Here is a 19,988-nt window from a genome sequence, read left to right as displayed (position 1 = left end):
TACTGGCTTAACGTTGCGGTCGTCGGGGCTTGAAGTGGCGTCTGGATCGGCGACTTCGGGAGGGGCTTGCCCCCTCCCAGCTCTAGAGGGCAGCAACGGACAGCGGCTCAATCACTCCTTGAACGCCACCTGTCCATCCCACCCACCGCCCAGCGCCGCGATCAATTGCACACTCGCCACCAACCGCGTCTGCAACAACGTCAGCACGGTCCGCTCATTGCTAAGGGCCGTGGCCTGCACCGTGACGACATCCAGATACGCAATCAACCCGGCCTTGTACTGATTCTGCGTCAATCGCAGCGATTCGCGCGCAGCTTCCAGCGCTTCATTGCTGACAACCGCCTCATCCTCCAGCACCTTCAACTGCACCATGTAGTTTTCAACCTCGCGAAAACCATCCAGCACCGTCTGGCGATACTTGGCGACCGTCTCGTCATACGAGGCCACGCTGCGATCAACCTCCGCCGAACGCTGCCCACCGTCGAACAACGTCATCGCCAACTTCGGCCCCACCGACCAGAAGCGGTTCGGCAGGCTGATCCAGTCGGCGTAGGTGCTGCTGGAATAGCCGCCGGCCAGACTCAAGGTCAAATCCGGATAATAAGCCGCCTTGGCCACACCGATATTTGCGTTCGCCGCGATCACCGCGCGCTCAGCCGAGGCAATGTCCGGACGGCGCTCCAACAGTTGCGACGGCAGGCTCACGGGAATCTGCGGCAAGGCTGGAATATCTTTGCTCACCGCCAGGTTGAAGTTGGCCGGTGCCTCGCCGATCAATACCGCAATGGCGTTTTCCAACTGGGCCCGCTGCCAGATCAAGTCGATCAGGCTGGCCTGGGTGGTCTTGAGCTGAGTTTGCGCCTGAGCGATCGCGTCCTTGCCGGAAACACCGGCGCGGTATTGGTTTTCGGTCATTTGCAGCGAACGCTGATAAGTGTCCAGCGTGGCCTGCAACAACCGCGTCTGTTCATCCATGACACGCAGTTGCAAGTAGTCCTGCACCAGCTCCGATTGCTGGCTCAAGCGCATCGCCGCCAGGTCCGCCGAGCTGGCCTCGGCCGTGGCTTCATTGGCCTCCAGACCGCGGCGCAATTTGCCCCACACATCCGCCTCCCAACTCACGCCCAGTTGCGCGTTGAGGGTGTCGCGGATACCGCTGCTGGAACTGCTCAGGCTGGCGTTACTGCTGCCGGTGCCCTGGCTGGCGCGGGTTTTTCCGGCACTCAGGTCCACCGTTGGAAAGAACGCGCCGCGCGCGCTGCGCACCTGGGCCTGGGCCTGACGGAAACGCGCTTCGGCCTGGGCCACGGTCTGGTTGGCGTTGTTCAGGCGCGTCACCAGGTCATTCAGCTGGCGGTCGCCGTACAGCTCCCACCAAGCGCCCCGCGCCAGCGAATCGCTGGGCGTGGCCTGGCTCCAGCCCTGGGCTTCTTTGAATTGCACCGGCTCGATGACATCCGGACGTTTGTAGTCAGGCCCGATGGCGCAGGCGCTGAGCAACGCGCCGCACAGCAGCAGGCTGGCAACGCGCAAACCACGGGGCATGCTCATGGCCAATTGGGTCAAGGTTGAATCGGTCATAGCGCAGTGTCCAAGGCAGCATCGGTACGCACGCCGCGCCAGGCGTTGAAGCGGTGGCGCGCGCGGTCAAGATAGAGGTAAACCACCGGGGTGGTGTAAAGGGTCAGGATCTGGCTGAACACCAGGCCGCCAATAATCGTCAGGCCCAGCGGCTGGCGCATTTCCGCGCCGTCGCCGGAGCCGAGCAGCAACGGCAAGGCGCCGAGAATGGCGGCCAGCGTGGTCATCAGGATCGGGCGCAGGCGCAACAGGCACGCGCTGCGGATCGATTCCACCGGGCTCATGCCGTCATGGCGCTCCAGCTGCAGGGCCAGGTCGATCATCAGGATCGCGTTCTTCTTCACCACCCCGATCAACAGGAACAAGCCCAGCAGTGAGATCAGGCTGAACTCGCCGCCCAGCAGGTAGATCGAGAGCAACGCGCCGACACCGGCCGACGGCAAGGTCGAGAGGATGGTCAGCGGGTGAATGTAGCTTTCATACAGAATGCCCAGCACTAGGTAAACCGCCACCAGTGCGCCGAGGATCATGAACGGCTGGCCCTTCTGGGTCGCGGCAAACGCGTCGGCGGTGCCGGCCATCTTGGCGATCACGTCTTCGGGCAAGCCCACCTTGGCAATCGCGCGCTCGATGGCGGCCGTGCCCTGCTCCACCGTTACCCCGGGCGACATATCAAACGCGATGTTTTCCGAGGCGAACTGGCCTTCATGGCTGACCCGGTCGTCGGCCAGGCTGTTTTCGTAGTGGGCAATGGTCGATAGCGGCACCCGCGCGCCGGTGGAGGTGATCACCTGCATCTGGTTCAGGGTGATCGGGTCCTGGGCGTATTTCGGGTTGACCTCCATCACCACCTGGTACTGGTTGAGGCTGTCGTAGATGGTGGAAATCTGCCGTTGGCTGTAGGCGTTGTTCAACACCGCCGTGACCATGCTCATGTCGATGCCCAGGCGCTTGGCCTGGTCGCGGTCGACCACCAGCGTCACCTGCGCCGCGCCACGGCCTTCACGGGCGTCGATGGCGGTCAGCTCCGGCAGCTCGCGCAACGCGGCGACCACTTTCGGGTACCACAGGCGCAACGCGGCCAGGTCACCGCTTTGCAGAATGTAGGAATACTGCGCGCTGGTCTGGTCGCGACTGCCGCCAAATTGCAGGTCCTGGTCGGCCATCAGGAACAAGCGCCCGCCCGGCACCAGTGGTACTTCCTTGCGAATACGCTCGATCACCGCCTGGGCCGAGATCTTGCGCTCGGCGATAGGCTTGAGGCGCACCAGCATCACCGCGTTGTTGGTGCCGTTGTTGCCGCCGATAAAGCCGGCCACGCTGAGCACTGCCGGGTCCTTGAGCACCGCCTTGCGGAAGGTCTCCATCTTCGGCTGCATCACATTGAACGACAGCCCGTCGTCGCCACGCACAAAGCCGATCAACTGACCGGTGTCCTGTTGCGGCATGAAGGTTTTCGGCACCACCACGTACAGCGCGATGTTCACGCCCACGGTGAGCAACAGGCTCAGCAGGGTCAGGCGTCGGTGGCGCAGTACCCAGTCCAGGCTGGTGGCATACACCGCCACCATGCGCTCGTTGATCCTGTGGCTCCAGCGCTGCAAACCGCTCATATGCCCTTTGATGTGCGGTTTGAGCCAACGCGCGCAGAGCATCGGGGTCAAGGTCAGCGAGACGATCAGCGAGACGATGATCGCCGCCGACAAGGTGATGGAGAACTCACGGAACAGGTTGGTGACGATACCGCCCATAAACAGGATGGACAGGAACACCGCCACCAGCGACACGTTCATCGACAGCAAGGTGAAGCCGACTTCCTGCGCGCCCAGATACGCCGCCTTCATCGGCGGCACGCCATCGTCGATGTGCCGGGAAATGTTCTCCAGCACCACGATGGCATCGTCCACCACCAGGCCCGTGGCCAGAATCAGCGCCATCAGCGAGAAGTTGTTCAGCGAGAAGCCGAACAGGTACATCACCGCAAAGGTGCCCACCAACGACACCGGCACCGCCAGGGTCGGGATCAACGAAGCACGGAAATTACCCAGGAACAGGTACACCACCAGCACCACCAGGGCCACGGCAATCAGCAAGGTCATCTCGGCTTCATGCAGGGTCGCGGTGATCACCGGGGAACGGTCCATGGCCAGGTTGAGCTTGACGCTGGACGGCAACACCGCCTGCAACGCCGGCAGCTGGGCCTTGATCTGCCGGACCGTCTCGATGATGTTGGCGCCGGACTGGCGGTTGATCACCAGCAGCACCGCCGAGTCATTGTTGAAAAAGCCGCTGTTGTAGCGGTCTTCCACGCCGTCGCTGATTTTTGCCACGTCGCCCAGGCGCAGGGCCGCGCCGTTCTGGTAGCGAATCAGCAGCGGCTCGTAATCCTTGGCCTTTTCCAGTTGGTCGTTGGCCTGGATCTGCCAGTTGCGCTCACTGTCTTCCAGCGAGCCCTTGGGCCGGCGCTGGTTGGCATTGGCGATGGTGTTGCGCACGTCGTCCAGTGCCACGCCGTACTGGTCGAGGGCCTTGGGTTCCAGCTCGATGCGCACCGCCGGCAGCGAGCTGCCGCCAATCTGCACTTCACCCACGCCCGGCACTTGCGACAGGCTTTGCGAAAGAATGGTCGAGGCCAGGTCGTACAACTCGCCCTTTTGCAGCACGTCGGAGGTCAGCGACAGCACCATGATCGGCGCCTGGGACGGGTTGATCTTCTTGTAGGTGGGCATGCTGCGCATGCCGCTGGGCAGCAGGTTGCGCGAGGCATTGATGGCCGCCTGCACTTCGCGCGCCGCGCCGTTGATATCACGGTCGGAGTCAAAGGCGAGGATTACCCGCGTCGAGCCCTGGCTCGACGAACTGCTCATGGTGGTGATGCCGGCAATCGCGCCGAACGAGCGCTCCAGCGGCGTGGCCACGGTGGACGCCATCACCTCGGGGCTGGCCCCGGGCAAACTGGCCGAGACCACGATCACCGGGAAGTCGATCTGCGGCAGCGGCGACACTGGCAGCAAGTTGAAGCTGACGCCGCCGAGCAACATGATCGCCAGGCTCAGCAGCATGGTCGCTACCGGCCGGCGAATGAACGGTCCGGACAGGTTCATGACTCAACCGGCTCCAGGCTTTGCGGCTCTCTGCGCCAGCGGCGGCCAAGACGGTCGAAGTACAGGTAGATCACCGGCGTGGTGAACAGGGTCAATACCTGGCTCACCAGCAAGCCGCCGACCATCACCAGGCCCAGGGGCTGGCGCAACTCGGCGCCGGAGCCGGTGGCCAGCATCAACGGCACTGCACCAAACAGGGCGGCCAGGGTGGTCATCAGGATCGGCCGGAAACGCAGCAGCGCCGCCTGGTAGATCGCGGTCTGCGGGTCGAGGCCCTGGTTGCGTTCGGCGTCGAGCGCGAAGTCGATCATCATGATCGCGTTCTTTTTCACGATACCGATCAGCAGGATGATGCCGATGATCGCGATCATGCCCAGGTCATTGCCACTGAGCAGCAACGCCAGCAAGGCCCCCACCGCTGCCGATGGCAAGGTCGAGAGGATGGTGATCGGGTGGATGTAGCTCTCATAGAGCACGCCCAGCACGATGTACATGGTGACCACCGCCGCCAGGATCAGCAGCAAGGTGCTCGACAGCGACGCCTCAAACGCCTGCGCCGCGCCCTGGAACTGGGTCTGCACACCCACTGGCATGCCAATGTCTTTCTGGGTCTGGTTGATCAGCTCCACGCCTTTGCCCAGCGCGACGCCGGGGGCCAGGTTGAACGACATCATCACTGCCGGGAACTGGCCGATGTGCGCAATCGCCAACTGCGCCTGACGCTGCTCCACGTGGGCCAGGCTCGACAGGCGCACCTGGCCGCCGTCGGTGGTTTTCACATGGATCTGGTTGAGCGCCGCCGGGCCGAGGGTTTCACCGGATTGAGCCTGCAACACCACCCGGTACTGGCTGGCCTGCGTGTAGATGGTGGAAATCTGCCGCTGGCCGAAGGCGTCGTACAGTGCGTCGGTGATGGTCGATACGCTGACGCCCAGGCGCGAGGCGGCGTCGCGGTCGATCACCAGGAACACCTGCAGGCCTTTGTCCTGCAGGTCGCTGGCCACATCCGTGAGTTCCGGCAACTGGCTGAGGGCGTGTACCAGCTTGTCGCTCCACAGCGCGAGCAGGTCGGCATCGGGCGACGACATGCTGAACTGGTACTGGGTGCGGCTGACGCGGTCTTCGATCGTCAGGTCCTGCACCGGCTGCATGAACAGGCGAATGCCCACCAGCTTGTCGATTTCCGGCTGCAGCCGTGTGATCACCTGGGCCGCACTCAAGTCGCGCTGGCCGTGCGCTTTGAGGTTGATCAACAGGCGCCCGCTGTTGAGGGTGGCGTTATCGCCATCCACACCGATATAGGACGACAGGCTTTCCACCGCTGGATCAGCCAGGATCACCTTGGCCAGCTCTTGCTGGCGCTGGCTCATCGCGGCAAACGAAATCGACTGTGGCGCTTCGGAAATACCCTGGATAACCCCGGTGTCCTGCACCGGGAAGAAGCCCTTGGGCACCACCAGGTACAGCACCACCGTCAGACCCAGGGTGGCGATGGCCACCAGCAAGGTCAGCGGCTGGTGCCTGAGCACCCACTGCAACTTGCGCCCGTAGGCTTCGATCAGCCAGTCGATCCAGGCGCCGCTGGCCTTGTAAAAGCGGCCCTGCTCTTCTTCCTTGGGTTCACGCTTGAGCAGCCGTGCGCACATCATCGGCGTCAAGGTCAGCGAGACCACCAGGGAAATCAGGATCGCCACCGCCAGGGTGATCGCGAATTCGCGGAACAGCCGCCCCACCACGTCAGCCATGAACAGCAGCGGGATCAACACCGCGATCAGCGACAGGGTCAGGGAAATCAGGGTGAAGCCGATCTGCTTGGCGCCCTTGAGCGCGGCATTGAGCGGCGTCTCGCCCTCCTCGATATAGCGCGAGATGTTCTCCAGCATCACGATGGCATCGTCGACCACAAACCCGGTGGCGATGGTCAGGGCCATCAGCGTGAGGTTGTTGACGGAGAAGCCCGCCAGGTACATCACGCCAAAGGTGCCGATCAGCGACAGCGGCACGGCGATGGACGGAATGATCGTGGCGCTGACACGACGCAAAAACAGAAACGTCACCATCACTACCAGCGCAATGGCGATCAGCAATTCATGTTGCACATCGGTGACCGAGGCGCGGATGGTCTGGGTACGGTCGGTGAGCACCGTCACGTCCAGGCCGGCCGGCAGGTTGTCGGTGATGCTCGGCAGCAACGCCTTGATACGGTCGACGACCTCAATCACGTTGGCGCCCGGCTGGCGCTGGATATTCAGCAGCACGGCCTGATTTTCGTTGGCCCAGGCGGCAAGGCGCTCGTTTTCGGCGCCGTCGACAATTTGTGCCACATCCTTGAGGCGCAGCGGCGCGCCATTGTTGTAGGCCAGGATCAATTCGGCGTATTGCTGGGGCGAGACCAACTGATCGTTGGCGTCCAGCATCGACACCCGGGTCGGGCCGTCGAAGTTGCCTTTGGGCTGGTTGACGTTGGACGCGGCGATCAGCGTGCGCACGTCCGACAGGTTCAAGCCATTGGCGGCCAGGGCCTCGGGGTTGACCTTGATGCGCACGGCCTGGCGTTGGCCGCCGGCGATGCTGACCATGCCGACGCCACTGATCTGGGCAATTTTTTGCGCCATGCGCGTATCCACCAAGTCATTGAGCTTGGGCAGCAGCATGGTCTTGGAGGTAATCGCCAGGGTCAGCACCGGGGTGTCCGCGGGGTTGACCTTGTTGTACACCGGCGGCGCCGGCAAATCCTTGGGCAGCAGGTTGGTCGCGGCGTTGATCGCGGCCTGCACCTGTTGCTCGGCGACATCCATATTGATGTCGAGGTTGAAACGCAAGGTCAGCACCGACGCACCGCCCGAGCTGGTGGACGCCATTTGGGTAAGGCCGGGCATTTGCCCGAACTGGCGCTCAAGCGGCGCGGTGACCGCGCTGGTCATCACATCGGGGCTGGCGCCGGGGTACAGGGTCATCACCCGGATGGTCGGGTAATCCACCTGGGGCAAGGCCGATACCGGCAGCAAGCGATAGGAAATAATGCCGGCCAGGACAATGGCCAGCATGCTCAGCGTGGTGGCAACCGGGCGAAGGATAAACAGCCGCGACAGGTTCATGAACCGACCTTTTGCGCCTTGCCGGCGTTAGCGCCGGTCTCCCCTTTTGCCGCAGGCTTGCCTTGCAGGTGCTCGGTCGGGGTGGTCGGCACCTCGCTGCTGTCGTTGACCACTTCGATTTCGCTGCCATCCTTCAAGCGGTCGGTGCCTTCCATCACCACGCGGTCGCCGGCCGCCAGGCCTTCCTTGATCACGGTGTTATCGCCATCGGTATCGCCGACCACCAGTGGCTGGACCTTGACCTTCTTGTCGCCGTCGAGCTTGTAGACGAAGGTGCCGTTGTTGCCAAACTGAATCGCGGCAGACGGCGCCAGCACCACGTTGTGCAAGGTGTCGGCGAGCAGATGCACGTTGACGAACTGGTTGGGGAACAGCGCCTGGTCCTTGTTATCGAAACGGCCCTTGAATTTCAGGGTACCGGTGGTCACGTCGATCTGGTTGTCCAGGCTTTGCAGCACACCCACGGCCTGTTTTTTGGCGTCGCCACGGTCCCAGGCTTCCACCGGCAGCTTGTTGCCGGCGTGGTAACGGGCGAGGACGGTGTCCAGGGTGTTTTCCGGCAGGGTGAAGACCACGCTGATCGGCTGCGTCTGGGTGATCACCGCCAGGAAGGTCGTGTCGTTGGCTGCCACCAGGTTGCCCACGTCGACCTGACGCAAGCCCACACGGCCACCGATAGGCGCGCGGATCTTGGTGAATTCGAGGTTGAGCTTGGCGTCGTCCACCGCGCCCTGGTTGGTCTTGACCGTGCCCTGATATTGCAGGACCAGCGCTTCGGCGGTGTCCAGGGTCTGCTTGGCGATACTGTCCTGGGCATACAGGTCGCGGTAACGCTGGACATCAACCTGGGCGTTTTTCAACTGCGCCTGGTTCTGCAACAGCGTGCCCTGGGCCTGCAGCAATGCATTCTGGTAGCTGCGCGGGTCGATTTCCGCCAGCAGGTCGCCGGCCTTGACCATCTGCCCTTCTTCAAAGGCAATCTTCACCAGCTCACCGCCCACCCGGCTGCGTACGTTAATGGTATTGAGCGCGGTGACCGTGCCCAAGGCCTTGTAGTACACCGGGAACTCACCCAGCACCGCCGGCGCCACGCGCACGGGAATCGGGCCGGTGGAACCGCCGAAGCCCGGGCGCATCATCCCCGACTTGCCGGCATGCCCGGCCGGTTTTTTCTCGCCGGCATCCTTATGGCTGCCGGGCCAGAATTTCCAGCACAGGACGGCGATAACCAGCAGCACGAGCAGGCCGAACAGCCAGCGGCGGGAGTTGCGGGGGGAGGATTGCATGGAGTGATCAACCATTGGGCGCGAGAGCTTCTACTTTGGGAGGCTGAAAGATAAGCACTGAGGCGCATTAAGAAAAGCGCCTTTACCGGCTATTTACCTTGGATTACAACTTTTAACTTCTGGCCTTAGTTTATGGGCTATTTAGCTAAGCCGCTGACTCTAAATGAAAACGGCCTGGACTAGGCCAGGCCGCAATCATCTATCAAGCGTGTTACTGCGAAAAGACAGTAATGCGCTGAAACAGTTACTTCAAAACAGCCAGGGCGGCTTCGTAGTTCGGCTCTTGGCCGATTTCGCTGACCAACTCGCTGTGCAGCACGTTGTTGTTTTCGTCCAGTACCACAACGGCACGGGCGGTCAGGCCGCGCAGCGCGCCTTCGACAATCGACACACCGTAGTCAACGGCGAAGCCCGGGTCGCGGAAATCCGACAGGTTCTTCACGTTTTCCAGGCCTTCAGTGCCGCAGAAACGGGCCTGGGCAAACGGCAGGTCGCTGGAAATGCACAGCACCACGGCGTTGTTCAGGTCGTTGGCCTGGGCGTTGAACTTGCGTACCGAAGTGGCGCAGGTTGGGGTGTCAACACTTGGGAAGATGTTCAGTACTTTGCGCTTGCCGGCGAAGGTGGCCAGGGTTGCGTCCGACAGGTCGCCGGCAGTCAGGATGAAATCGGGGGCCTGGGTACCGGTTTGCGGCAGCTCGCCTTCAACCTTGATTGGGTTACCACGATGGGTGACTTGAGCCATGAAGAGAATCCTTATGCTGGGTTTATTGAAACGAATTCGAGACGCAGAAGTTAACCACAAACGGGCGAAGCTACCTATGGCCGGGCGTAAATTGTCATGCGGGCGCCCGATTAACAACGGCTATGGTTTAATTGCGCGCTTTTCGCCCGCCCTTCAAGGAATTCGTTGTTGATGAATCAGCCCGCCACCAAAGTCCTGGTCATTGGTTATGTCTGGCCGGAACCACGCTCCTCGGCCGCCGGCGGGCACATGATGCAGATATTGCAGAGCTTCCTGGACCAGGGCTGGGACATCACGTTCAGCAGCCCGGCAACCGTGGGCGAGCACAAGGCCGACCTGCCGGCGCTGGGCATCACCGAATGCGCCATCGAGCTCAATAACAGCAGTTTCGATGATTTTATTCGCGAGTTGGCCCCGGATATTGTGGTGTTCGACCGTTTCATGATGGAAGAGCAATTCGGCTGGCGCGTGGAGAAATGCTGCCCCGACGCCTTGCGCGTGCTGGAAACGTCCGATTTGCAAAGCTTGCGTGACGCTCGCCACCAGCGTTTCAAGGACCACCTCAAGGCCCACCCCGAGAGCGATGACTTCAGCGCGCTGTTCAATCCAGCGTTAAAGGAAGAATTCCGGCGGATGGCCGACACCGACCTGGCCAAGCGCGAGATTGCAGCGATTTACCGCTGTGATATCAGCCTGGTGATCTCCGACGTGGAAATCCGCCTGCTCACCGAACAGTTCAAGGTGCCCGCCGCCCTGCTCCACGGGTGCCCGTTGATGCTGGAACCGCCGACCGAACCCTTCGCACCGTTCGAGGACCGCGCGCACTTCCTGAGCATTGGCAACTTCCGCCATGCGCCCAACTGGGATGCGGTGTTGTGGATGAAGAGCAGCCTGTGGCCGCTGATCCGTCAGCAATTGCCAGGAGCGCAGTTACATATCTACGGTTCCTACACCCCGCCCAAGGCCACGGCATTGCACAACCCGGCGCAGGGCTTTCATGTGATGAACTGGGCCGAAGACGCCCTGCAAGTCATGGGCGCTGCGCGTATCTGCCTGGCACCGCTGCGCTTCGGCGCCGGGATCAAGGGCAAGCTGATGGACGCAATGCTCTGCGGCACGCCGAATGTCACCACGCCCATCGGCGCCGAAGGCATGGGTGATGAGCAACCGTGGCCGGGAGCGATCGAACACAGCGCGCCGGCCCTGGCAGCGGCCGCCGTGGCGCTGTACCAGGACCGCGAACGGTGGACCCAGGCCCAGGAGGATGGCCGCCGCCTGCTTGCCCGCCGCTACGACCAGGCCTTTCACGGCCCGGCGCTGGTGCAATGCCTGGAGCAGTGCCGCCTCCAGCTCGCGGCCCATCGCCGGGATAACTTCACCGGCAGCATGCTGCGCCACCATGCGCATAAAAGTACGCAGTACATGTCCCAGTGGATCGAGGCCAAAAACCGCAGCGTGTAAACACCGAGGCTGGCGAGGTCGCGCGCAAGGGGGCATTATCCTTGGCAGCAACCACAATAAAGCGACGGCAGCATGACCCGAGCAACGCGAATCACCGACCCTTCCTACGAGCTGATGGACGATCACAACGGTCTGTCCATCATCTATCGCCAACACGGCTTCCCCTGCCCGCTGGTGCGCTGGCATTTCCATAAGGAATACGAGCTGCACTTGATTGTCGCCAGCTCCGGCAAGGTGTTTATCGGCGACTACATCGGCAATTTTTATCCGGAAAGCCTGTTCCTCACCGGCCCCAACCTGCCCCACAACTGGATCAGCCAGGTGGAGGAAGACGAAGTCGTGCCCAAGCGCGACATGCTGGTCAACTTCACCGACGAGCTGTTTGAGGGCGGCAGTCAGATCTTTACCGAGCTCAAGAGCCTGGCGCCGTTGCTGGAACGTGCGCAATACGGCATCGAGTTCCGCTGCAAAAAAACCATCGCCCAGGCCATGACGCTGATGCAGCGCATCGAAGACGCCCAGGGCATGGCGCGCCTGGGGCATTTCTTTATCCTGCTGGAAGTGCTGAGCGCGTGTGAGCACTACCAATTGTTGTCTGGCGTGACCACCCCGCAACTGGCGGACGAGCACAGCATCGACCGCACCAACCGCGCGGTGGACTACATTTTCGCCCACTACGCCCGCGAATTATCGCTGGAGGAAGTCGCGGAATACCTGGGGATGAAGCCGACGTATTTTTCCCGCGTATTCAAACAGGCTACGGGGCGCACCTTTATCGAGTTCGTCAACCGGCTGCGCATCAGCAAGTCCTGCGAATTGCTGGCAGACGGCGATAAAGCCGTGACCGACGTGTGCTTCGAGTCGGGTTTCAACAACATCTCCAACTTCAACCGGCGCTTTCAGCAGCTCAAGGGCATGACGCCCTCCCACTACCGGCGCCTGGCGGTGCAGCGGCTGACGGAACAGAACCTGGCTTGACTGGTTCAGCAAGCAAAGTGATGAGTGCAAAAAAGTATCAGTCCAAGTGCGCCCAAGGATTTGTCATAACCCCATTTGAAGGCTGTAATCAACGCACACTCTTCCTGACTGTTCGTGGGAAGACACAACAACAATAACTGTCCTTCTGTAGCCCCTGGGCGCAGAAATGGAGTGCGCGATGAAGTTCACAGCAAAAACGCTGCTTGCCTGTTCTTGCATGACTGTATGCATGACCCTCAGCGCCGTCAGTTTTGGCGCGCAAACCCTGACCATTGCCACCGTCAACAACAGCGACATGATCCGCATGCAAAAACTCTCGAAGACCTTCGAGACCGAGCATCCGGACATCAAGTTAAACTGGGTGGTGCTCGAAGAAAACGTGCTGCGCCAACGCCTGACCACCGACATCGCCACCCAGGGCGGACAGTTCGACGTGCTGACCATCGGCATGTACGAAGCCGCACTCTGGGGCGCCAAGGGCTGGCTGGAGCCGATGAAAGATCTGCCGGCATCCTACGACCTCGACGATGTTTTCCCTTCAGTGCGTGACGGTTTGTCCGTTAAGGGCTCGCTGTACGCCCTGCCGTTCTACGCCGAAAGCTCGATCACCTACTACCGCACCGACCTGTTCAAGGACGCCGGGCTGACTATGCCCGAGCACCCGACCTGGACCCAGATTGGCGAATTCGCGGCCAAACTCACCGACAAGACCAAAGAGCAGTACGGCCTGTGCCTGCGCGGCAAAGCCGGTTGGGGTGAGAACATGGCGCTGATCACGACCCTGGCCAACGGCTACGGCGCGCGCTGGTTCGATGAGAAGTGGCAACCCGAATTCAACGGCCCCGAGTGGAAGGACGCACTGAACTTCTACGTCGACAACATGAAGAAATCCGGCCCGCCGGGCGCTTCCAGCAACGGTTTCAACGAAAACCTGGCGCTGTTCAACAGCGGCAAGTGCGCGATCTGGGTCGATGCCAGCGTGGCCGGCTCCTTTGTCACCGACAAGACTCAGAGCAAGGTCTCCGACCACGTGGGCTTCACCTTCGCCCCGCACGAGACGACCGACAAGGGCACGTCGTGGCTGTACTCCTGGAGCCTGGCGATCCCCATCAGCTCCAAAGCCAAGGACGCCGCCAAGGTCTTCACCAGTTGGGCGACGTCCAAGGAATACAGCCAGCTCGTGGCCAAGACCGACGGCATTGCCAACGTACCGCCAGGCACGCGCAAGTCGACCTACAGCGACGAATACATGAAGGCCGCACCGTTCGCCAAGGTAACGCTGGAATCGCTGAAAGTCGCCGACCCGACCAAACCGACCCTCAAGCCGGTGCCGTATATCGGTATTCAGTTGGTGACCATTCCTGAATTCCAGGCGATTGGTACCCAAGTCGGCAAGTTCTTCTCGGGCGCGCTGACCGGTCAGCAAACGGTGGATCAAGCCTTGAGCGCCGCGCAGACCACTACCGAGCGTGAAATGAAGCGGGCGGGTTATCCCAAGTAAAGCAGGCATCCCCCTGTAAATGTGGGAACTGCTTCATGTGAGAGCTGGCTTGCCTGCGATACAGACACCTCGGTCTTTCTGTTTAAACCGAGTTGATGCCATCGCAGGCAAGCCAGCTCCCACACAAGCCAGCTCCCACACTGACCGCGCTTCGACTCTCGCTCTGCACGTACTTGACTGGTTCTGACCCTATGAATACCACCACTGCCAAAGTGCAAACCGCCGCGCCTGAAAAGCCGCGCAAAAGCCGCCTGGCCAACCCCGGCTGGTTCCTCGTCAGCCCCTCGGTGGCCTTGCTGCTGCTGTGGATGATCGTGCCGCTGGGCATGACCCTGTACTTTTCGCTGATCCGCTACAACCTGCTCTACCCCGGCGAAAACCAATTTGTGGGCCTGGAAAACTTCACGTACTTCATCACCGACTCGGGCTTCCTGCCCGGCGCCACCAATACCTTGCTGCTGGTGGGCAGCGTGCTGTTGATCAGCGTGGTGTTCGGCGTGCTGATCAGCGCCCTGCTTGAGGCCAGTGAGTTTTTCGGCCGTGGCGTGGTGCGGGTGATGTTGATTTCACCGTTCTTCATCATGCCCACCGTCGGTGCGCTGATCTGGAAGAACCTGATTTTTCACCCGGTGTCGGGGATTCTCGCCGCCGTGTGGAAGCTGTTCGGCGCCGAGCCCGTGGACTGGCTGGCGCACTACCCGTTGCTGTCGATCATCATCATTGTGTCGTGGCAATGGCTGCCCTTCGCCATCCTGCTGCTGATGACCGCCATGCAGTCCCTGGACCAGGAACAAAAGGAAGCCGCACGCCTGGACGGTGCCGGCGCCATCGCGATCTTCTGGCACCTGACCCTGCCCCACCTGGCGCGCCCGATTGCCGTGGTGGTGATGATCGAAACGATCTTTTTGCTCTCGGTGTTTGCCGAAATCTTCACTACCACCAACGGTGGTCCGGGGTACGCCTCGACCAACCTCGCCTACCTGATCTACAACCAGGCGCTGGTGCAGTTTGACGTGGGCATGGCCTCGGCCGGCGGCTTGATTGCCGTGGTCATCGCCAATATCGCGGCGATCATCCTGGTGCGGATGATCGGCAAAAACCTGACTGACAAGCCTTGAGGGCCGCGCCATGACGCTTCAACAATCCCGCCGCCTGCAAAGCCTGTTGCTCGGCACCCTGGCCTGGGCCATCGCGATCCTGATTTTCTTCCCGATCTTCTGGATGGTGCTGACCAGCTTCAAGACCGAAATCGACGCGTTCGCCACCCCGCCGCAGTTCATCTTCACGCCGACGCTGGAGAACTACCTGCACATCAACGAGCGCAGCAACTACTTCGCCTACGCCTGGAACTCGGTGGTGATTTCGTTCAGCGCCACGGCCTTGTGCCTGCTGATTTCGGTACCGGCCGCCTACTCCATGGCGTTCTACGAAACCCAGCGCACCAAGGGCACGCTGCTGTGGATGCTGTCCACCAAGATGCTGCCGCCGGTGGGCGTGCTGATGCCGATCTACCTGCTGGCCAAGAGCTTTGGCCTGCTGGATACGCGCATTGCGCTGATCATCATCTACACCCTGATCAACCTGCCGATTGTGGTGTGGATGGTTTACACCTACTTCAAAGACATTCCCAAGGACATCCTCGAAGCCGCCCGCCTGGATGGCGCCACGCTGTGGCAGGAAATGGTCCGCGTGCTGCTGCCGATTGCCAAGGGCGGCCTGGCTTCCACGGTGTTGCTGTCGCTGATCCTGTGCTGGAACGAGGCGTTCTGGTCGTTGAACCTGACCTCCTCGAATGCCGCGCCGCTGACCGCGCTGATCGCCTCTTACTCCAGCCCCGAAGGCTTGTTCTGGGCCAAATTGTCGGCCGTGTCGACCCTGGCCTGCGCGCCGATCCTGATTTTCGGCTGGATCAGCCAGAAACAGCTGGTGCGCGGTTTGTCCTTCGGCGCCGTGAAATAACGGTCTTTCAATAAAAAATTCAAAGCGGAGGCCCATCCCATGGCCAACCTGAAAATCAAGAATCTGCAAAAAGGCTTCGAAGGCTTTTCCATCATCAAGGGCATCGACCTGGAAGTGAACGACAAGGAATTCGTGGTCTTCGTCGGCCCCTCGGGCTGCGGTAAATCCACCCTGCTGCGTCTGATCGCGGGCCTGGAAGAAGTTACCGAAGGCACCATCGAGCTCGATGGCCGCGACATCACCGAAGTCACCCCGGCCAAGCGCGACCTGGCAATGGTGTTCCAGACCTACGCGCTGTACCCGCACATGAGCGTGCGCAAGAACATGTCGTTTGCCCTGGACCTGGCCGGCGTCGACAAGAAGCTGGTGGAAAGCAAGGTCAGCGAAGCGGCGCGCATCCTTGAGCTCGGTCCGCTGCTGGAGCGCAAGCCCAAACAGTTGTCCGGCGGCCAGCGTCAGCGTGTGGCCATCGGCCGCGCGATTGTGCGTAACCCGAAGATCTTCCTGTTCGATGAACCGCTGTCCAACCTCGACGCCGCCCTGCGCGTGCAAATGCGCCTGGAGCTCGCGCGCCTGCATAAAGAGCTGCAGGCGACCATGATTTACGTGACGCACGACCAGGTCGAAGCCATGACCCTGGCCGACAAAGTGGTGGTGCTCAACAGCGGCCGCATTGAACAAGTCGGCTCGCCGCTGGAGCTGTACCACCAGCCGGCCAACCTGTTTGTGGCAGGCTTTCTGGGCACGCCGAAAATGGGCTTTCTCAAGGGCAAAGTTACCCGTGTCGAAGGCCAAGGCTGCGACGTGCAACTGGACGCCGGCACCACCATCAGCCTGCCATTGAGCGGCGCCACCCTGAGCGTCGGCAGCGCGGTGACCTTGGGCATTCGTCCGGAGCACCTGGAAATCGCCTCGCCCGGCCAAACCACGCTGACCGTCACCGCCGACGTTGGCGAACGCCTGGGCAGCGACACCTTCTGCCACGTGATCACCGCCAACGGCGAGCCGCTGACCATGCGCATTCGTGGTGACATGGCCAGCCAGTACGGCGAGACCCTGCACCTGCACCTGGACCCGGCGCACTGCCATCTGTTCGACACCGACGGCGTGGCCGTGGCCCGCCCACTGCGCACTGCCGCCTGATTTCGCGAGATTTGTGATGAAACTGAATAAACAGAACCTGACCCAACTGGCGCCGCACGTGAAGATCCCGGCCTATGCGATTGCCAGCACCACGCAGGGCATCGCGCATATCGGCGTCGGCGGTTTCCACCGCGCGCACCAGGCGTATTACACCGACGCATTGATGAACACAGGCGAGGGCCTCGACTGGAGCATCTGCGGGGTCGGCCTGCGCGCCGAAGACCGCAAGGCTCGCGATGACCTGGCTGGCCAGGATTACCTGTTCACCCTGTATGAACTGGGCGATACCGACGATACCGAAGTGCGCGTGATCGGCTCGATCAGCGACATGCTGCTGGCCGAAGACGGCGCCCAGGCGTTGATCGACAAGCTGGCCGACCCGCAGATTCGCATCGTTTCGTTGACCATCACCGAAGGCGGCTACTGCATCGACGACAGCAACGGCGAGTTCATGGCCCACCTGCCGCAGATCCAGCATGACCTGGCGCACCCCGAATCGCCGAAAACCGTGTTCGGCTTTATCTGCGCGGCGCTTACCCAGCGTCGCGCGGCCGGTGTGCCGGCGTTTACGGTGATGTCCTGCGATAACCTGCCGCACAACGGCGCCGTCACGCGCAAAGCGCTGCTGGCCTTCGCCGCCCTGCACAACGCCGAGCTGCACGCGTGGATCAAGGCCAACGTGAGCTTCCCGAACGCCATGGTCGACCGCATCACGCCGATGACCAGCACCGCCCACCGCTTGCAGCTGCATGACGACCATGGCATCGACGATGCCTGGCCGGTGGTCTGCGAACCCTTTGTGCAGTGGGTGCTGGAAGACAAGTTCGTCAATGGACGCCCGGCCTGGGAAAAGGTCGGCGTACAGTTCACCGATGACGTCACGCCCTACGAAGAGATGAAGATCGGCCTGCTCAACGGCAGCCACCTGGCCCTGACTTACCTGGGTTTTCTCAAGGGTTACCGGTTTGTGCACGAGACCATGAACGACCCGGTGTTTGTGGCTTATATGCGCGCCTATATGGACCTGGACGTCACACCCAACCTGGCGCCGGTGCCGGGCATCGACCTGACCGAGTACAAGCAGACCCTGGTGGATCGCTTCTCCAATCAGGCGATTGCCGACCAGTTGGAGCGGGTGTGTTCGGACGGGTCGTCGAAGTTTCCCAAGTTCACCGTGCCGACCATCAATCGCTTGATTGCCGATGGGCGTGAGACCGAGCGCGCGGCGCTGGTGGTCGCGGCCTGGGCGCTGTACTTGAGGGGTGTGGATGAGAATGGCGTGAGCTACAAAATCCCTGATCCGCGCGCGGCGTTCTGTCAGGGACTGGTGAGCGATGATGCGTTGATCAGCCAGCGGTTGCTGGGTGTGGAGGAGATTTTTGGCAAGGCTATTCCCAACTCTCCCGAGTTTGTGGCAGCGTTTGAGCGGTGCTATGCAAGCCTTCGCGATAACGGCGTTACCGCAACCCTGCAGCACCTCCTGAAGAAACCGGCTTAACCCTGTGGGAAGGGGCTTGCCCCCGATGGCGGTGTATCAGTCAAACGCCCTTCACTGACCCACTGCTTTCGGGGGCAAGCCACCTCCCACCGTTGATCGGGTTTTCAATCCAAAACAACAACACTGCTGAGCACTCCACTATGACCCAGCAAAACCTTTACCTTGGCATCGACTGCGGCACCCAAGGCACCAAGGCCATCGTCCTCGACGCCACAAGCGGCAAGGTACTGGGCCTGGGCGCCGCCAGCCACACGCTGATCAGCGGCGCCAATGGCCGGCGCGAACAACATACCCAGGAATGGCTAGACGCCTTTACCGAAGCCACGCACCGCGCCTTGCAGCAGGCCGGCGTGGACGGCCAGGACATCCTCGGCATCGGCGTTTCCGGCCAGCAGCACGGCCTGGTGCTGCTGGATGACCAGGGCCAGGTGCTGCGCCCGGCCAAACTCTGGTGCGACACCGAAACCGCGCCGGAAAACGACCGCCTGCTGCAACACCTGGGTGGCGAAAGCGGTTCCCTGGAACGCCTCGGCGTGGCGATTGCACCGGGTTACACCGTGTCCAAACTGCTGTGGACCCGCGAGCAGCACCCGGACGTGGTCGCACGCATCGCGCATATCTTGCTACCCCACGATTACCTCAACTTCTGGCTCACCGGCCGCGCCGTCGCGGAATTCGGCGATGCGTCGGGCACCGGCTATTTCAACGTGCGCACGCGCGGATGGGACGTGGCGCTGCTTCAGCACATCGACCCCAGCGGCCGCCTGCAAGCAGCCCTGCCTGAACTGATCGAGGCGAATCAAAGCGTGGGCACGATCCTGCCCACCATCGCCGAACGCCTGGGCATCAACCCCAACGCCAGGGTCTCCAGCGGCGGCGGCGACAACATGATGGGCGCCATCGGCACCGGCAACATCGCGCCCGGCGTGATCACCATGAGCCTGGGTTCGTCGGGCACCGTGTATGCATTTGCCGATCAGCCGACTGTGAGCCCACAAGCGTCGGTGGCGACCTTCTGCTCCTCCAGCGGCGGCTGGCTGCCGTTGATTTGCACGATGAACCTGACCAACGCCACCGGCGTGATACGCGAATTGTTCGACCTCGACCTGGCCGCTTTCAACGCCTTGGTCGCCCAGGCACCGATTGGCGCCGACGGCGTCAGCATGCTGCCCTTTCTCAACGGCGAACGTGTGCCCGCCCTGCCCCACGCCACCGGCAGCGTGCACGGCTTGACCATGACCAACCTGACGCGCGCCAACCTGTGCCGTGCGGTGGTCGAGGGCACTACCTTTGGGCTGCGTTATGGCCTGGACCTGCTGCGCCAGACCGGCCTGCAAAGCCTGCGCATCCGCCTGATCGGCGGCGGTTCAAAAAGCCCGGTGTGGCGTCAGATGGTCGCCGATATCATGAACACCGAAGTCGTCTGCACCGAACAAAGCGAAGCCGCCGCCCTGGGCGCGGCGATCCAGGCGGCGTGGAGCCAGTCCGGCGAGTCCCTGGCCAGCTTGTGCGACAAATGCGTCAGCGTCGACCCGGCCAGCCGCACGCTGCCGGTGGCGGCCAGTGTCAGTGCCTACCAACACGCTTACGAGCGCTATCAACAACTCGTGGCAACCCTTTAAGAGCGAACGACT

At 61.8% G+C, this 19,988-nt stretch carries 13 protein-coding genes; 8 read left to right on the top strand and 5 right to left on the bottom strand.

Annotated elements, in window-relative coordinates; all coding sequences use genetic code 11:
* Positions 1-111 precede the first annotated feature (111 nt).
* From ACP7B3_RS00690 to tpx, 5 genes are all read right to left on the bottom strand, one after another.
* Positions 112-1,581, bottom strand: a complete 1,470-nt coding sequence (locus tag ACP7B3_RS00690) for an efflux transporter outer membrane subunit (protein WP_145165653.1) — start codon at positions 1,579-1,581, stop codon at positions 112-114.
* A complete protein-coding gene (locus tag ACP7B3_RS00685; RefSeq protein WP_145165654.1) occupies positions 1,578-4,685 on the bottom strand; it encodes an efflux RND transporter permease subunit in 3,108 nt (1,035 codons plus the stop codon). Before ACP7B3_RS00685 ends, ACP7B3_RS00690 begins: the two co-directional genes overlap by 4 nt.
* Positions 4,682-7,783: an MdtB/MuxB family multidrug efflux RND transporter permease subunit gene (locus ACP7B3_RS00680; protein ID WP_426177228.1), complete on the bottom strand. Its 3,102-nt coding sequence runs from the start codon at positions 7,781-7,783 to the stop codon at positions 4,682-4,684. The genes ACP7B3_RS00685 and ACP7B3_RS00680 overlap by 4 nt, the downstream gene beginning before the upstream one ends.
* Positions 7,780-9,084, bottom strand: coding sequence for an MdtA/MuxA family multidrug efflux RND transporter periplasmic adaptor subunit (locus ACP7B3_RS00675; RefSeq protein WP_145165656.1), 1,305 nt, complete (start codon positions 9,082-9,084; stop codon positions 7,780-7,782). The genes ACP7B3_RS00680 and ACP7B3_RS00675 overlap by 4 nt, the downstream gene beginning before the upstream one ends.
* 229 nt (positions 9,085-9,313) lie before the next feature.
* A complete protein-coding gene (gene tpx, locus ACP7B3_RS00670) occupies positions 9,314-9,814 on the bottom strand; it encodes a thiol peroxidase (RefSeq protein WP_106577885.1) in 501 nt (166 codons plus the stop codon).
* 171 nt (positions 9,815-9,985) lie between these two features.
* Here tpx and ACP7B3_RS00665 point away from each other — a divergent pair, with 171 nt between their 5' ends.
* From ACP7B3_RS00665 to xylB, 8 genes are all read left to right on the top strand, one after another.
* Positions 9,986-11,275: a glycosyltransferase gene (locus ACP7B3_RS00665; protein WP_242197159.1), complete on the top strand. Its 1,290-nt coding sequence runs from the start codon at positions 9,986-9,988 to the stop codon at positions 11,273-11,275.
* 72 nt (positions 11,276-11,347) lie between these two features.
* Positions 11,348-12,253, top strand: coding sequence for an AraC family transcriptional regulator (locus tag ACP7B3_RS00660; protein WP_106577883.1), 906 nt, complete (start codon positions 11,348-11,350; stop codon positions 12,251-12,253).
* A 217-nt stretch (positions 12,254-12,470) separates the two neighbouring features.
* On the top strand, positions 12,471-13,754 hold the full coding sequence (locus ACP7B3_RS00655; protein ID WP_426178077.1) for an ABC transporter substrate-binding protein: 1,284 nt from the start codon (positions 12,471-12,473) through the stop codon (positions 13,752-13,754).
* A 191-nt stretch (positions 13,755-13,945) separates the two neighbouring features.
* Entirely contained in the window at positions 13,946-14,872 is a 927-nt protein-coding gene (locus tag ACP7B3_RS00650) for a carbohydrate ABC transporter permease (protein ID WP_106577881.1), read from the top strand.
* Between the two features lie 10 nt (positions 14,873-14,882).
* Positions 14,883-15,713 carry a carbohydrate ABC transporter permease gene (locus ACP7B3_RS00645; RefSeq protein WP_016968929.1) on the top strand — a complete coding sequence of 277 codons (831 nt, stop codon included), beginning with the start codon at positions 14,883-14,885 and terminating at the stop codon, positions 15,711-15,713.
* A 39-nt stretch (positions 15,714-15,752) separates the two neighbouring features.
* The gene (locus ACP7B3_RS00640; protein ID WP_262206417.1) at positions 15,753-16,856 is read left to right on the top strand and encodes an ABC transporter ATP-binding protein; all 1,104 of its coding nucleotides are present in this window, start codon (positions 15,753-15,755) and stop codon (positions 16,854-16,856) included.
* Between the two features lie 16 nt (positions 16,857-16,872).
* Positions 16,873-18,354 (top strand): mannitol dehydrogenase family protein, encoded by a 1,482-nt coding sequence (locus ACP7B3_RS00635; RefSeq protein ID WP_426177225.1) that lies wholly within the window; start codon positions 16,873-16,875, stop codon positions 18,352-18,354.
* Between the two features lie 140 nt (positions 18,355-18,494).
* A complete protein-coding gene (gene xylB / locus ACP7B3_RS00630) occupies positions 18,495-19,976 on the top strand; it encodes a xylulokinase (protein ID WP_426177223.1) in 1,482 nt (493 codons plus the stop codon).
* The last annotated feature ends 12 nt before the right edge of the window (positions 19,977-19,988 follow it).

The organism is Pseudomonas sp. TWRC1-2, assembly GCF_049896685.1.
Classification (GTDB): Bacteria; Pseudomonadota; Gammaproteobacteria; order Pseudomonadales; family Pseudomonadaceae; genus Aquipseudomonas.
Note: the sequence above shows the minus strand (reverse complement) of the source record. Positions and strands in the feature narration are given on the sequence as shown.